Annotated in this window: 10 protein-coding genes and 1 pseudogene; 4 read left to right on the top strand and 7 right to left on the bottom strand. The window is 61.3% G+C overall.

From position 1 onward, the window contains the following. Window positions 1-161: 161 nt before the first annotated feature. The 3 genes from ACODS4_RS16440 to ACODS4_RS16430 form a co-directional block, all read right to left on the bottom strand. Window positions 162-1,313: a hypothetical protein gene (locus ACODS4_RS16440; RefSeq protein WP_488865486.1), complete on the bottom strand. Its 1,152-nt coding sequence runs from the start codon at window positions 1,311-1,313 to the stop codon at window positions 162-164. A gap of 103 nt (window positions 1,314-1,416) precedes the next feature. After that, the gene (locus ACODS4_RS16435; protein WP_488865484.1) at window positions 1,417-2,280 is read right to left on the bottom strand and encodes a polysaccharide biosynthesis/export family protein; all 864 of its coding nucleotides are present in this window, start codon (window positions 2,278-2,280) and stop codon (window positions 1,417-1,419) included. 90 nt (window positions 2,281-2,370) lie between these two features. Then, window positions 2,371-3,747, bottom strand: coding sequence for an exopolysaccharide biosynthesis polyprenyl glycosylphosphotransferase (locus ACODS4_RS16430; RefSeq protein WP_488865482.1), 1,377 nt, complete (start codon window positions 3,745-3,747; stop codon window positions 2,371-2,373). Window positions 3,748-4,511: 764 nt separating this feature from the next. Here ACODS4_RS16430 and ACODS4_RS16425 point away from each other — a divergent pair. The 4 genes from ACODS4_RS16425 to ACODS4_RS16410 all read left to right on the top strand — a co-directional run bounded on the left by ACODS4_RS16425 (window position 4,512) and on the right by ACODS4_RS16410 (window position 9,902). Next, window positions 4,512-5,366, top strand: a complete 855-nt coding sequence (locus ACODS4_RS16425; RefSeq protein ID WP_488865480.1) for a metallophosphoesterase family protein — start codon at window positions 4,512-4,514, stop codon at window positions 5,364-5,366. A 59-nt stretch (window positions 5,367-5,425) separates the two neighbouring features. Next, complete coding sequence (locus ACODS4_RS16420) at window positions 5,426-6,829, top strand: outer membrane beta-barrel protein (RefSeq protein ID WP_488865478.1); 1,404 nt, start codon at window positions 5,426-5,428, stop codon at window positions 6,827-6,829. A 147-nt stretch (window positions 6,830-6,976) separates the two neighbouring features. Beyond that, window positions 6,977-9,208 (top strand): GumC family protein, encoded by a 2,232-nt coding sequence (locus tag ACODS4_RS16415; protein ID WP_488865476.1) that lies wholly within the window; start codon window positions 6,977-6,979, stop codon window positions 9,206-9,208. Then, complete coding sequence (locus ACODS4_RS16410) at window positions 9,177-9,902, top strand: hypothetical protein (RefSeq protein WP_488865474.1); 726 nt, start codon at window positions 9,177-9,179, stop codon at window positions 9,900-9,902. The genes ACODS4_RS16415 and ACODS4_RS16410 overlap by 32 nt, the downstream gene beginning before the upstream one ends. A 68-nt stretch (window positions 9,903-9,970) precedes the next feature. On the opposite strand, the pseudogene ACODS4_RS16405 reads toward ACODS4_RS16410, so the two are convergent. The 4 genes and pseudogenes from ACODS4_RS16405 to ACODS4_RS16390 form a co-directional block, all read right to left on the bottom strand. After that, a pseudogene (locus tag ACODS4_RS16405) lies at window positions 9,971-10,160 on the bottom strand (hypothetical protein); the annotation flags it as partial. Window positions 10,161-10,226: 66 nt separating this feature from the next. Next, window positions 10,227-11,291, bottom strand: a complete 1,065-nt coding sequence (locus ACODS4_RS16400; RefSeq protein WP_488865472.1) for a glycosyltransferase family 4 protein — start codon at window positions 11,289-11,291, stop codon at window positions 10,227-10,229. 32 nt (window positions 11,292-11,323) lie between these two features. Next, window positions 11,324-12,640: a glycosyltransferase gene (locus ACODS4_RS16395; RefSeq protein WP_488865470.1), complete on the bottom strand. Its 1,317-nt coding sequence runs from the start codon at window positions 12,638-12,640 to the stop codon at window positions 11,324-11,326. 233 nt (window positions 12,641-12,873) lie between these two features. Continuing rightward, window positions 12,874-13,683, bottom strand: coding sequence for an ABC transporter ATP-binding protein (locus ACODS4_RS16390; RefSeq protein WP_488865468.1), 810 nt, complete (start codon window positions 13,681-13,683; stop codon window positions 12,874-12,876). Window position 13,684: the final 1 nt, after the last annotated feature.

The following is a 13,684-nucleotide window of genomic DNA, read 5'->3' as shown; positions in this document are numbered from 1 at the left end:
CAAACTCCAGGCCCAAGGCCGATTGCCGCCCAACGGAAGCGGGGCAAGCACAACAACGGCCATAAGAAGCCGGAAAATCAAACTGTTGCTTGAGGACGACACCAAAACCTCCTACCGGACGCGCAAAACGCGCCCGGCGAGAAAAGCGAAAACCTCTCCGATCAGCTGGGGCTGCCCGAGCGGAAAGGGTTGTCGGTGGTGGTCGTGACCTGTGTTTGTGCGGTGGTCTGCGTGGTGGTCTGCGTCTGCTGAGTGGTGGTCTGCGTCGTCGTCTGGGCCTGGGTCTGGGAGGTTGTCTGGCTTGGCGTGCTGGTCACAACGACCGTTGGGTTTGGATTCGCCAGGATGGTGTTGACAGCCGAACTGTTGGTCGGGTTGGCGACAGATAGGCTTTGCGACTGTCCCGCCACCTGGATGGATTCACGAACGGTCGTCGTCACCGACGGCACCGCCGCTTGAACGACTTGGCTGTTGGCCGCTGCGTAGGCGTTCGTCATGGTGGAGAGCGCCGACGTGGGCGACGCCTGATACACCACGGGCGTCGAAGCGATCTGCACGGTGCTGTTGGCCAGAGTCGCCACGGCCTGCGGGTTGATCCGCTGGGCGTCCGGGTTGACGATGATGCGCGCCGCCGTGGTCACGACCGCCATGGACTGTTGGGGAGCGCTTTGCAGCACGGTCGCGTTGTTGATCGTCTGCACGGCGTTCGACGCCATGGCGACCGCCGCCGCAGGGTTGGTCGACAACAGCTTTTCAGCGGTGCTGACCGCTTGGTTGGCGACGTTGGCGATCAACGCGCTGTTGGCGGTGGTGCTCGCCGCGCTCATCGTTGCGGTCGCCAACTGCGCGGCTTGATCGGGCGCAACCCGAATCGCATCCGGGGCCACAAAAATCCGGGCGGCTCTGGTCAGAACATTCTCGGTCTGCTGCGGCGACGATGTTTGGACGGGGGTTGCTTTCACCGTCTCCACAGCGGCGGCGGCGATCTGCACGGCGCCTTGCGGGTTGGAGGTCAGCATCTGCTCGGCGACGATGACGACCTGAGAGGCGAGAGTGGCCGCAGTCGTTGTGTTGTTGCCGCTCAATGTGCTGATTGCCCGCTGAACCGCTTGAGCGTTGCCGGACTGCACGGCCGCGCGCAACGCCGGGGGCAATGTGGCAAGGGTAACGCCCCCGTTTTGCTGGTTTTGCTGGGCCATGGCGGGAACCGTCGGCAAAAGGACGGTCATTCCGCCGCCACTGGCCAGAACGGCGACGATGGCGGAAATGGCGCGACGCCGCAACGCCCGACCTTGCGTCCGATTCATATCCATTCCGTCACCCTCTCCATAGTCTAAAACCGGCAAAACTAGGTTTTGCAACCCACTTAAGATTTAACACGCCTTGCGGCGACGGCCAAGCGATCCACACCGGGCATTAGAAACTGCGTTGGAGAATCTTCACGATGTCGCCCGGCAGGATCGGCGTGCGCTCCGTGGCGCGGTATTCCTTCTGTTCGCCATCGATCACACGAACCAGCATCACCTCGCCTTCACGCGCCCGGTAATCATAGCCGCCCGCCTTGGCGATGGCGCTCAACACGGTCATGCCGTTGGTGTAGGGGAACTCGCCAGGTCCGCGCACTTCGCCCAACACGTAGAAGGGGCGGAATGTCTGCACTTCGACCGCGACGCGGGGATCCTGAAGATAGCCGTCCTTGCGCAGGAGGTCTTCAATCCGTTTGGCCAAGCTCTTGGCGGTGATGCCGCTGGCCGAAACATTGCCAACCAAGGGGAGCGCAACGTTGCCGACCGGATCAACCGTGAAATCTCCCGACAGCGCGTTTTCCCCATAAACGATCAGACGGACGCGATTGCCGGGCTCAAGCAGATACGCATCCGCCGGATTGCCGATCTTGGCCGGGGCGTCTTCCCCCGGAAGGCTCCGGCTGGACGAACAAGCCGAAACCAGCGCGCCGGCCAGAGCGATGGCGCACAAGACCCCCCGGATTTTTCCTTCTCGGATTCGAGACAACATGAACCTGACACTCCCAACAAGACTACGGGCCGCCGCCTCAATCGCATAAAACAAAAACTGTGCGCAACGGACGCGCGACATCGGACGGGCGAGGCGCCGAGTGTATTGATAATCGATATTTCTGGTTTTGTTGCAAGTTTTTCGGTGGACAGGGAACGGATGGAACTCACCCATTTCGGCAACTAAAGTGACAGATTGACACACAACGAGCGACGTCCGTTCAAAGCTGCTTCGCCTTTGCGGTCTGGAACGCATGCTGGCCATCCCTGGCGTGGCTCCCCATCATCCGGCCTGACCTTCTTGCTGAGCGAACCAAGCTTAGTGACCGTTTGGGAAACAAGGCTCCCTCTCCCCTCAATAGGCGCCGCGCCGTCCGAGAACTGTGGGAATTGTCTTCAGCAGGATGACGGCGTCCAGCCACAGTGACCAGTTTTTCACATACCAGTTGTTCAGTTCCACACGTCTGGCGTATGGCAAGTCGTTGCGTCCGCTGACCTGCCACAAGCCGGTGATGCCGGGTTTGACCTGGTAATAGAAATCAATATCCGACCCGAACCGTTCTGTTTCGTTGGGGTGAATTGGTCGAGGGCCGACCAGACTCATATCGCCGAGCAGAACGTTGAAGAGTTGCGGCAATTCATCGAGGCTGAACGCGCGGGCGAAGCGACCGATCCACGTGATCCGGGGGTCATTCTGGAGTTTTTGATTTTCCGCCCATTCGAGGCTTCGGTCAGGATCGGCAGCCAGGATTCCCTCCAGCACGCGGTCGGCGTGTGGCACCATTGTGCGGAATTTCAGGCACTGGAACACTCGCCCTCGGGCGCCGACGCGGGTGTGTCTGTAGAGAATTGGGCCGCCGTCCAGCGCGACCAGAGCGGCCATGATCGTCAGCAAAGGCAATGCCAGAACAAGGATCAGCAGAGCGGCGGCGTAGTCGGAAACGTTTTTCACCGCGCGTCCAAGCGGGTGGAGAAGCTGGCTTTGCCCGACCAGAAGCAGAGTTTCCCGGCCAACGATGTGATGGGCGTCTACGGAGATGACCGGCAATCCCCCCAGGCTGCGGACGCAGATAAAGGGGATCCGCTCCAACCCCAGACGTGACACCAAGGCGCGATGGCTTTGCAACTCCTCCTCGTTGGCGGCAAGGATGACCATCTGCGCCCCGCAGGCCAGGCATTCCTCAGTCCAGGAGCGGGATTGCTGGTCAGCCATAACGCCGAGCGAGCGCACCGCCGCCACCGAATAGCCGAGAGTTGGCTCGGCCATCAGCGCCATCGCTTCATCCAACCATTCAGGGTTGCCGACGATCAGCGTGGGGACCTCCCACACGCCCAGGCGGCGGAGCATTTTTCGGGCAAGGAAACGGCCACCGATCAGCGCAGGAACGGCGAAACCCCAACTGTTCACCAGCCACAGGCGAGAGAAGTCCTGTTTGAGCGCGAATTGCAGAAAGCCGTCTCCCAGCAAAGCGAAGGTGCATCCCGCCACCAGATGCCAATTTTCGATCCAGAACGGCAATCTCAGGCTGTAATGCCCCCGACTGTAGAACCAAATCATCAAAAGCGCGCCAAAGCCAAGCACCAGAGAGACGCGTGTCTGCCCGCTGTTGGCCAACAGCGTCCCATAGCTTCCAGCCAACTCAGCGTTGACCGTTGCCGGAACCAAGGCGGCCAGCAGAGTCGCTCCCACCAAAGCCAGGGTGTCAGCCCCCAGCAACAACAGCGCGCGCAACACCGTCAGACGCAACAGTTGTTGGCGAAAGCGTCGTGCGGGGGCCGCTGTCGCTGGGTTGGCGGCGGCAAAGCTCATGTCGGTTTCACCGGAATTTCAGTGACAACGCAAAGGTGACGACGCCGAAGCCTCAAACCGACGGAAAAAACCGCATGGCTGTTGGCGGCGTCTGTCAAGATGTTGGAAATCGGGATGCGCATGATGGTGGATATTCTTTCCGGCGCCCTTGGGGACGTGATCGCGGTTGGCTTGTTGAGTCCCATCAAGAATCCGCGACACCGTTTCCGCAACGTTGCGCAGGACGCCACCGATTCTGGTCTGCTGGAACCATTTGGCCCTTGCCATACGGTCATTGGGGTTGCTTTCGGTTTAAGTGGAAGCGTCGCAACTTCCACTTCGTCCGACCAATCCAACAACCGCCCCTTGCGCTCAGACCGCCGCCTGGGCAGGCATGGCCGATTCCCAAGGCGATCCATGAATTTCCATCACTTCTGGAGGCGCTAACATGTTTAACATATTTCATCCCCAGCGGGAACATTCGTTAGCATGATTGGGTGTTTGCTGGCCAGTCGATCTTGCGCGAGCGAGTTCTGCCGCATGTTTTGCGACAGGGTGTGACTGGAAACTTTCCAACTCCCAGCCTTGTGTTTTCAGCAAAATACAATCGCCCGCCGGCGGTTGATCGTTGTCAAAACCGTCAAATCCGTGGTGATCCTGAGAAAGCGTGCTAAAAAACACGCCAACGCTCCATCCGCAACGCAGCCATGTCCCCCCTGACGACGACGCCCAAGTCCAACGCCTGGAGCATTGCCCTACAGCGCCTGTTCGGCCTGACCAGGACGGCAGACAACCCGCCATCCATTGCCCGCATGCCATCCGGATTGTGCGTTTACGCCATTGGCGACATTCATGGGCAATGCGGCGCGCTTGACCGGTTGATTAGCCGGATCGAATCAGACGCGGTCCGGTTGCGCGAACAAGATGGCCTGACCAGCGAGCTCGTTTTTCTGGGAGACTATATTGATCGTGGCCCGGACAGCCGGGGTGTGCTTAATCGTCTGCGCCACCTCCAAACCAGGGGCGAGCGCGGTCAAGGCATGGCTTGTCGGTTTCTCTTGGGAAATCATGAGCGGGCCATGATGGACTTTCTGGAAAACCCCGCAACGGGCGTCGAATGGTTGGCTTATGGCGGCGCAGAGACGTTGCACAGCTATGGCGTGCGCGCGGTCGTTGGCACAACGGATCCGGGTCGGCGCCGGGCGATGCGCGACGCCCTGGAACAGGCTCTGCCTGACGAGCATCGGCAGTTTCTCGATGGTTTGGAACCAATGATCGTCCAAGGCGACTATGTGTTTGTCCATGCCGGGATTCGCCCTGGTCGTGCCTTGGCCAATCAGAAGCTTGAGGATTTGCTGTGGATTCGGGAGCCTTTCCTGTCCTGGCCCCGCCCCCATGAAAAGATCGTGGTGCACGGCCACACAGTGGTCGATGCGCCGGAACTTTTGTCGAACCGGTTGGGAATTGACACCGGGGCTTACGCCACTGGCGTGCTCACGGCGGTCGCCCTGCATGGGACATCGCAACGCATCCTGCAAAGCGGGGAGGGAGCCCCGGATTGAAGCAAAAAGTAACAACATGTTGCTCGGGGTGGATATTTGTCCATCTGGATGGTAGTAAGATGACGGCGATGTTCACCTACACTCTCAAGGCTGCGATGACGGGCACGAAACTCTCCCAGCACTCGTTTCATGCCCTTTTGGGCTGCGTCTGCTCGATTGTCGCTTTAGGCGGAGCCAGCGCGCTTTGGAGCGACCCGGCCATGGCGCAGGTTCGTGGCAACACCGCGCCCAGCGAAGATCAGCGTCGCGTCAACTCAGGCGCGAAACTGACTGCGGACACCACTCCGGAAGAGACGAGCGGAAAACCCGACGAAGAACGGCTGCACGACAGCTACCAACCCAAGGGGGTTGATCTGGGGCTGTTTCTGCTGCTGCCAAAACTGGAAGTCGACGAAAGCTACAACTCCAATTTCTTCGCGACCCAACGGAACGCGAAGAGCGAGTTCACCACGATCGTCCGCCCTGAATTCAAGCTGCGCTCGCGCTTCAAAGAGCATGCGCTGAACGTCGGCTTCATGATGGAGAAGGCGCTCAACAGCCAATACAAGCAGGACAACCGGCTTGATGGCGAAATCAACATCGATGGTCGGTATGATTTCTCCAGCGACACCCAGGCCAATGTCTTCCAACAATTTTACGCGCGGCATGAAGACCGGGGCAGCCCGGATGACGCGCGCGGCGTCAAACCGACGCCGACGCAAGGTCTGAGCAACCGGACCAGCGTGAAGCATCAAGCCGGTCCCTACACCATTCTCGGTGAAATCGGGGTGGATCGTCGCACGTTCGATCCGGTGAGCAGTTCGACCAACAGCCGGATTCCCAACCAGGATCGTGATCGTTGGGAAACCACGGCGCGTGGCCGGTTGGGCTATGAGATTTTCCCCGGCTACGCCGCCGTTACCGAGCTGTCGACCAATGTCCGGCGCTATGACGACGCGCGCGACCGCAACGGCTACGACCGCGACAGCCATGGCTATCGCGCTGAGGCTGGTATTGGTGTGGACATCAGCCAACTCGTGCGAGGCGATTTCCTGGTTGGCTATTTCGGACAGAATTACCGCGATCCACGCCTTTCGGATCCCAAGGGGTTGTCCGTCCGGGCAACCTTCAACTGGACGCCCGACAAGCTGACCATCATCGTTCCTTCGCTGGAACGCACCGTGGCGGAAACCACGCTGTCGGGCGCTTCGTCGATTGTGCGCACCACAGCGTCACTGACCGTCCGTCATGAGTTGGAGCGCAACATCATCCTGACTGGCTACACCAGCGCCGGTTATGACGACACGCGTGGGGTGTCCAACAACGACGCCTGGACATATGAAGTGCGTGCGCGCGGCACTTACGCCTTCACTCCCGAACTGTTCGTTGGTGGCGAAGTCGGTCAAAAGATCAAGCGCTCGGAGGCGACGGATTCCAGCTACAGTCAAACGCTTGTGATGTTCCGTCTGGGAACGCAGCTGTAAAATCGCAACGGCGGCCGGTGGCCGACCATTGGATCGGACCGCTTGCCAAGCAGTCGGAAAACACGGAAAGCTCCGCAGGGCAATGCCCAGCGGAGCTTTCCATCCATTTCTTCCGATAAATCCGGCGCCAAGGTGCTTGACCAACCTATGACCGAACGCCCACCGTTTTCTCCGTCCTTTCTGGCCACCACGAACGAGTTCCGCCAACGCGCCCGCTGGGCATGGCGGGTGTTCTGGCGCGGCAAGTACATGGTGCTTGCCTGCATGGTGCTGGTCATGGTGCCGGCCATTCTGTTCCTGCAACAGGAAACCCCACGCTACACGGCGGAAGCCCGCCTGCTGATCGAGGCCCCTGACACCAACGACGTGTTGTCGGATCGCACGGCCAATCGGCAGCGTTTGAGCGAAGTGACGGTCCAAACGGAAGCGGATTTGATCACGTCGAACATGTTGGCCCGGCGGGTGATCGACAAGCTTCATCTCGATGAAGACCCGGAATTCAATGGAACCTTGCAAACCCCGAAGCCAATTGCGATGTTTTTGGCCTCGTTGAATCCGCTGTCCTGGATCCCCCATTCCTGGACAACGAAAGTAGACGAAAGCGCGCCGTTGCAACCCAGCGCACGGGCTGAAATCGCCAAGGCACGAATCGTGCGCGCTTTTTCCAACCGTCTGACCGCTCGCCCACAACGGCGCTCCTACATCATTGCGGTCCAGTTCACATCGGAAAGCCGGGAAAAGGCGGCGCGCATCGTCAACACGGTCGCCGAGATTTATATGGTGGACCGACTGGAGGCGAGCTTCGAGGAGGCGCGGCGCATCACCGGCTGGCTGGGCGAACGGTTGGAATCGCTCCAGCATGACGTCGTCGCCGCCGAGACCGCCGCCGAAGAGTTCCGCGCTCAAAATGGCCTGCGTCGGAAGAATGAACGGCAAGCGACCATCAGCGATCAGCAATTGTCCGAGTTGAACTCCCGCCTGGTCATCGCTCGGACGGAACTGGCGCAAAAACAGGCGCGCAGCGACCAAATCCGCACCTTGCTGCGCTCACGGGGCAATTTGGAAACCGCCACCGACGTTTTGCAATCCCCCCTGATTCAGCGCCTGCGTGAGCAGGAAGCGCTGAAATCGCGCGAAATGTCCGACGCGCTGAAGGTGTATGGCGAGCGCCATCCCCGTATGTTGGGATTTCGAGCCGACCTCAACGATCTGCGCGGCAAAATCGCCGCCGAAATCGAGAAGGTCGCGGTCTCGATAGCCAACGACGTGGAGGTCGCGGCGGCGGGTTTGCAATCGCTGGAACGACAAGTGGCGGCCTTGCGCCGTCAGGTTGACGTCGCCGGCGAAGCCGATGTCCGGCTTCAGGAGTTGGAGCGGCAGGCTGCCGCCAGCCGGGGGTTGTATGAGGCGTTTCTCACCCGCTTCAAGCGTGAGGCCGAACAGGAGCGCATGCAGCGCACCAACGCCCGCATCGTCGCGACCGCCGATATCCCTGTTTCCCCATCCTATCCGGCAACGCGCTCGATCCTGGCGACATCCATGCTGATGGCGGCTCTGTTCGGCATCGGCGCCGTGTTCGTTCTTGACCGACTCGACAACGCGATTCGTTCCGTTGATGAGGCGGAAGAGTTGACCGGCCTGCCAACGCTGGCAATGGTTCCCCTGCAACGGCGTGGTGCGGCCCGACCGATCGAAGAGATGCTGCAACGCCCGCGTTCACCCTTGGCCGATGGTGTGCGCAGCTTGCGGACCGCGTTGGATCTGGGCGGGGAACAGCGACCACGCGTGGTGTTGACCACCTCCTCCGTTCCCAAGGAGGGCAAAACCTTCGTATCCCTGTGTTTGGCGCTGATGTTCTCCAAACAGGATGAGCGGGTGCTGCTGATCGATGGTGACGTTCATCGCCCCCGGCTGCATTCTGCCATTGGGGTGGAGGGTGAACGTGGTTTTGCTCAATTGATTTCCGGCGAAGCCACGTTCGACGAACTGGTTTTGCGGTCGGTCTCCGGGACTGCTCTTGATTTTCTGCCAGCAGGGCGAACTTCCGACGTGGCCGAACTCATCAAAGGACCACGCATTGAAACGCTGATCGCCGAATTGTCCAAAAGTTACGACCGCATTGTCATCGACTCCCCGCCGGTTTTGGCCGTTGCCGATGCGCGGGTGTTGGCGCGTCTCGCTGACCGAGTGATTTATCTGGTGAAGTGGAACGCGACGCCGCGCGACGCCGTGCACAATGGCATCAAGCTGCTGCGTGGGGTTGGCGTCAATGTCTGTGGTCTCGTGCTGTCGCAGGTGAACCAACGCAAGCATGGCCGCTATGGGTATGGCGACTACGGGCATTATTATGGCCGATATCGTGAATATTATGGTGAATGACTCAACCACCACGATTAAGCCCCCCCAGAACCGGAGGACTGCCTTTCTGGGAGCAGCGGTCGCCGTCTCTCTGCTGTCTCTTGGCTTGCCCCGTCTGATCGGCGCCGGCTTGTCGCTGGAAGCCCGTGGAACTCTGTGGAACGCCTACGACAACGTCGCCATTGCCGACAAGACATTGACTGCGGCGATTGATGGCTTGGTCTCGGCGCGACGCTGGAGCGACGACGGCACGATGGACATCCAGCGGGGGCTTCTGCTGACGCTCAAAGCCAACCGCTACCCGCCTGGTTCGGAGCGGGATCAACTCTACCAAGAAGCAAGCCGAGCAACAGAAGCCGGTCTGACCCGAGCCCCTGGCGATCCCAGCGCCTGGTACAGGTTGGCCCAATTGCGACGGTTGACCGGAAATGATGATGGGGCTGTTGCCGCCTTGCGTTTGTCGTTTCTCGCGGGGGCAATGGTTCCTGAACTGATGGCGCCACGTCTGGAGTTGGCCTTTTCCTTGTTGTCCCATATCGACGCGGAAGCCATGCCCTTGTTAACCCGTCAGATCCGATTGACCTGGGTGGTTGCTCCCGATTTCGTGTCCAATCTCAGTGGACAGGGGCATGCGGCTCTGATTCAAGAAGCGTTGGCGTTTCTTGGACAAGAGGAAATGGAACAGTATCTTCACCTTCATCACCCGCGCCCTTGACCTAATAGAACGCGGGAAAACGGGGCTGGCTGTCCCCTTTTCTCCGCTGAGGCTCGAAATCTTCACTCCGGCGGTTCGCCACCGCCGTCTTTGGGCCGGAAGCTCTTCACGCTGGCCCCGTTCGCCATCGGGCTTGAACCGGCGGCGCCTTGATGGCTCACCGATCAGCGTGCCGTCCACCGAGAAAGGCTCGTCCGACAGCAGCGCCTTGACCTTCGGCCAGCCCAGAACGGTGGCCAGGAGCTTGGCCGCCACGTCCGCCGTGGGCTTCGCCCACGCCCAAGCTGCTGACGGTCAGCTTTTCGCGCTCTTGCGCGCGTGTTTCTATGCAGCGGCGTGGCGGAGGGCCTCGGCCAGGGCTGGCCCGACCCGCTCGACGGAGTAGAGACGCTCAACCTTGGCGCGCCCGGCGGCGCCCATCCGGCGGCGCAGATCGGCATCGGCGCACAGCCGCTCGAAGGCGTTGCGCCACTCCTCCGCTGTGTCGGCCAGAAAGCCGTTTACACCATGCTCAACGATGGTTTGGTTCACACCAACCGGGCTGGCCACCACCGGGCGGGCGCAGGCCATGTATTGAATCAGCTTGTACCCGCATTTTCCCCGTTCCCACGGCGTATCGGCCAGCGGCATGACGCCGATGTCAAACTCCAGGATGTTCGCCGCTTCGCTGTCTTCGGTCCAGGCCAAACGCCGCACCGGCAACCCGTCAAGCGCCTCTGGAGCCGCTCCGATCAGCGCCACATCCGCCAAACCACGGTCGTCGAGCGTCTCCAAGGGGCCGCGCAGCCGTTCCAGATACGGTGATGTGCTGGGCGAACCGATCCAGCCGATCGTTGTCCGGCCCTTGCCCTCCGTGGGCAGGGTGGCCGGATAGCGGGAGAGATCGACCACGGTGGGCAGGATGCGGACATCCGCCGCGCCAGCGGCGTAGGCGCGTTCTTCCAGATAGGGGTTCCCGACCGTCACCACCGCAGCCCCACGCATCAACCGATCCAGTTTGTCGCCCAGCAGACGGCGGACCAGACCCAGCCGGTGCCGGTCATATTGATGAAACCAAGCGTCGTCATAATCGACGACATAGGGCGGCGCCGTGGCCAGCAACAGCCGCTCCAACGCTGGAGGAAGCCAGGGCAGGACCTCCTTTTCCACCCACAGCAGATCATAGCGATGCGCGGTGAGCAGCCGTGGGATTCGGGTGGCGTAAGCGGACAGGATCGCACCCGGCGATCGCCGTCTCTGGCTGTAGAGGGTGGCGAGATACGCGTCAGACAACAGGGGCGCGACGTCCACCGTGATGCCCTGCGCCTTCAGAAAGGGCAGAAACTGGTAATGACGCAAGCGGCTGCTGGAGCCAAGGGAGCCGTAACGGGACAGCAGAAGAACGCGCATGGGCGACCGCCGGACAGGGCTGTGGGAAACGGTCAGTTCGAACCGGGAAAGCGCCAATCGGCAAGCGCGACCAGAAGCCGTTCGATCTTCAGGCCCGCCAGCAGCCGTAGGGCGGTGGCGCGGTAAGCAATCCCTCGACGGCCCGGAGCCAACCCGGCCCGGATCAGGAAACGCTGTGCGCCATGGTCCAACGGGAAGTCGGCGGGAACAGCGTTTGCCCCATCCGACATCAGGCCGCGCCGCCGCAGGGTTTCGGCAAAGGCCGCCCGCACCAGATACTCTTGCAAGGCCGAACCGATCAGCAGGTTGAAGACCCCCGACCAGCGTTGGCGCACCCCTCGCGCGCACAAGGCAAGAGCAACGAGAGGGGCCAGGGCCAGGGCGGTTGCCGCCTTGGCGATCAACCGAAACCCGGCGCGCCGATAACCCAGCGTGTTGCCGCCATGCTGGACATAGTCACTGAGCGGTTGGGCAACATAGGCCACCCGCCCCGATCCGGCGGCACAACAGGCAATCCAATGATCATGGTAGGCGTGACGGCCAACCTGTGGAAAGGGCAAGGCCCGTTTCAACAGTTCCGCCCGGAACAGGCAGGCGCAACCAGTCACGACGTTGGCCATCAGCACAGCTCCCGGCTCATCGTGGCGGCCTTGACGACCGGGCCAGAACACATCGGACAATACGTTCCCCCGGCGATCCACCACCCGCATGTCGCAAAAGGCCAGAACCGCCCCCGCCTCCAGCGGTTCGATCAGGGCGCTCAGCTTGTCCGGGTGCCAGGAATCATCTTGGTCAGCGAAAGCGACAAAGGCGGCTTCCGGTGGAACACGGGTCAGGCTGCGCTCGAAGTTCCGATAGAAACCAAGATTGGCCGGGTTGCGATCAAGCTGGAAACGGACGTCTCCGGCTGTGGCCTCGACGATCTCACGCCAACGAATCTCACTCGATCCATCATCCTGAATCAGGCAGATCCAATCCTGATGGGTCTGGGCGATCAGAGAGGCGATCTGCGCCCGGAACAGCACGGGGTCGGGGTTGTAGGTGGCCATGCAGACCGCCACCAACCGCCGCCCTGGCTGGGCGGCCGGGCGGGATTCCGCTTCAGCGGCGTCAGCGACAACGGCAAGTGTGCCGAGCGAGCGGCTTTCCGTTGCCCCGTCGTCCCAATCCAGCCGCAACACCGCGTCCAATTCTCCAACGGGCAGGTCCCCAGACAATTCAGCGACCCCGACGAAGCCACACACGACATTGGCCCCGGTACGGCCCGGCGTGTCCTCCGCGTCCAATCGCACCGCAGGGGTTCGGGCGGCAAAGCTCCGCCCGCCCAGCCACAAGGTGGCCGCACGCACGCGTGCGTCTGGGCGGCGTGCCCAACCGGAAAACACCCAAGTCAAATCCCGCCCAGCGTCCACACGCGCGGGCGGTGGGGCGTCAAGGCGAAAGTCGGACAGCGGCGGTCGCCGCTCCATCCGATCCGGCTCCGACGCAAGAACCACTGCGCTGTTCGGCATGGGCTTTCTTGACGTTCTGTGTTGAAGAAAACAGAGCGTGCGGACACGCCCCATGCGACCGCAGGGGTCAGTTACATGGTCAGGGCGCCGGGTGTGGTGGGTTCGTCCCGGTTGGCCGGCGCGGCGGGTTCCTCTGTCGGCTCGTGCCGGTATTCGGCCAAGACCTCCTCCACCGGTCCAAGCTTCACGACGCGCCCATTCTCCAGCCACAGCACCTTGTTGCACAGGCGGCGCAGCACGCTTTCGACATGCGAGGCAACAACCAGAATGCTGGCGCGGTTTGCAAACTCTGCAGCCCGGCGCTCCGCCTTTTCCAGGAACTGGGCGTCGCTGACCGCAATCCACTCGTCCATCAGCAGGATTTCTGCGTCCACAGCGGTGGCGGCGCCGAACGCCAGCCGCAGCATCATCCCTGCTGAATAGGTCCGCACCGGCAGATCCAGATGCCCTCCCAACTCAGTGAAAGCGGCGATGTCATCCATCTTGCGTTCGATTTCCTCACGCGACACGCCCAGATAGGCTGCGCGCATGCGGATGTTGTCATAGCCAGAAGCGTCGCCGTCGAAACCAATGGACAGATCAAACAGCGGGGTGATTTTACCAGCGACCCGGATGCGCCCGGCGGTCGGTTCATACACCCCGGCGATCGTGCGCAGCAATGTGGTCTTGCCCGCTCCGTTCCCGCCAATCAACCCCAACCGGTCGCCATGCTCCAACTGGATCGACACCTTGTCAAGCGCCTGGACCTGAATACGGTGCTGCGCGTCGTGCCGGATGATTCCGCTGGTGGAGGAATGCAGAAGCGTCTTCTTCAGGGAGCGGCCGCTGCCCTGGTAGATGACGAAATCCACGGATACCTGATCAAGATGGATTTGAGCCACG

The sequence above is a fragment of the Azospirillum sp. FG154 genome (assembly GCF_057809575.1).
This window is presented reverse-complemented; position numbering and strand designations above follow the sequence as displayed.